Consider the following 2197-nt stretch of genomic DNA (forward strand, 5'->3'; position numbering starts at 1 on the left):
ATCTGCAGCATCCAAAGATATACCTAAGATAGTAAAATTCCTGCTTTTAAAATCCTGATATAGCTGCCGAAGATGTGGATTCTGCTGACGGCAGGGACCGCACCATGAAGCCCAAAAATCCAGTAGTACATACTTGCCTCTGAAAGATGACAAGCTGATCGGATTTCCAGCGGTATCGTTTTGGATAAATTCCGGCGCTGTCGTTCCATTTATGAGATCTTTACGGTTCCTTAATAATTTACCGTACTCATCACCCAGCAATGTATTTCTGACCGCGGGACAGAGTTTGTTGAACATCGGATAGATGACATCAACATCGGGAAAAGCACCCGCATAATCCGATAAACTTACCAGTGCGATATAACTGTTTGGATTATTCAGGATGAATTTTTTTAGGATAGGTTTTCTGATCTCTTTCAAACTATCCAACCGCATACCCAAACGATGGGAGATAAGGGTATCACGGGTGGTTCTTAATTTAATGCTGGTTTCAATCTGCTGATCCAATATCGGTTTTAATAACCGCTGGAGTTTTTGATTGTCTGCATTGATCTTTGACCCGCTAAATTTTCCATTTTCCAATCGATCTGGGGTATTCAGTTCAATTGCTCCGGGATGAAGGTAAAGCCTTATCAGATCAACCTTAGCTGATGTCTTTGTTTTCTGAACCAGGGCAGACAGACCTATTCCGCCAGGGTCGCTAACCAGTGTTGCCGACAATGGCCTATCCGCACGCCCAATAAAGATATAGCCATGTTTGTCCTTTTGGTAATCGGCTGAATCAATTATTTTTCGTCCATCTACTTGATAGGCTAAAAATATTCTTGGGGATTTGTCGGTAGCCGTTGTTTTCACGATCAGACTGAAGGTGTTATCCGACAGGTTTTGGGCATTGGCTGCAAAGAATGACAACATTGCCGCAAAAAAAAATATGTGCTTTTTCATTGATTTTCTATACTATTTATTGAGTAGGAGCTCGAGAGAAATTCTGTAAATCGCCCCGTCAGTTGAATTTTCGAATTTATATCTTTCGGGATAAAGGAGGTTAAGGCGCTTAAGGGTGCTTTTAATTCCTGTATTGTTCCCCTTTATTTCATGATGGTCCTTGATTATTTTATTGTCGGCCTTTAGGCTTAACAATCCATTGTTAACATTTAAGCTGATATTCACGGCACTGGGTTCGTTCATGCTGATGCCGTATTTAAACGCATTTTCAATAAAGGTGAGTAACAGTAGGGGGGCGATTTTCCAATCCTTTTCTGTTACACTGATCTGCAGGTCGATTACAATATTCTCTTTTTCGGGCAGCCGTACTTTTTGCAGGGCCAGATAATTGTTTATAAACTGTATTTCTTCTTCGAGCGGAACAAAATCTGTATGCATCCCGGCTATAGTATACCTTAAAAGATCCGATATCTGGTCTATGCCATCAGCAGTTACGGAAGCTCCTTCTTTTAAGGCAGTACCATACAGATAGTTAAGGCTATTAAATAAAAAGTGTGGATTTAACTGTGATTTTAACATGTTCAGCTCATTTTGCGTTTGTTGCAGCTGAAGTTCTTTTTTATGTTTTAACTGATAGAGGTAATCGCGGATTAATGCATATACAAATGCATAGGCAGCCATCAAAAGTGTAGGCTTTACAACTGATAGGCTGCCTGACATCCTCGGCGTGTTCTGGTTGTGGAGCAAGAGCAGTGTAAACGGGATTATACTAATCAACAGACAACTACCTAAAAATAGGTGCCATCGTACTTTCGTAAAAAGATAGGTGTAATTGACTTCTACCAAGAAAAGGAATAGTAGCGCAATGAGTATATCATAGCTAAAATTGCGATGGCTAAAATATTCCCATACACTTACCGGACTTTTGTCTTCATGAAAAAGATAGTTTCCATTAGTTTTTACATAAAGGATATAGGGTAGTACGGTAAATAGATTGATCATCACCCATACCACGGTAGAGTGGGCTGTCCAATATAATAAAATTGAGCTGATACGCTTTTTCATAATTGTTCTTTTGCATAAAAGTAATCCAACTGATAGATATTGCTTAATTTATGTGGCGAACTACCTGAATCTGTGGTGAACAACGGGTTTTATGCCGGTTTATGGATGTTTATAAATTCATTGCTGATTTATTTGCCTAATGGGTGTAGGAAGCCGGGAGCTTTCCTGTAAGTGTTCTAATGGATTC

2 protein-coding genes are annotated in these 2197 nt (G+C 39.6%); both read right to left on the minus strand.

Annotated features, from left to right (window positions below):
• Nucleotides 1-945: peroxiredoxin family protein (locus AC1DPQ_RS25700; protein ID WP_477611303.1), on the minus strand; the 945-nt coding region annotated here is incomplete at its 3' end.
• A 12-nt stretch (nucleotides 946-957) separates the two neighbouring features.
• On the minus strand, nucleotides 958-2010 hold the full coding sequence (locus tag AC1DPQ_RS25705; RefSeq protein ID WP_477611304.1) for a sensor histidine kinase: 1053 nt from the start codon (nucleotides 2008-2010) through the stop codon (nucleotides 958-960).
• Between the last annotated feature and the right edge of the window lie 187 nt (nucleotides 2011-2197).

The sequence above is a fragment of the Pedobacter sp. 01T416_2 genome (assembly GCF_056398925.1).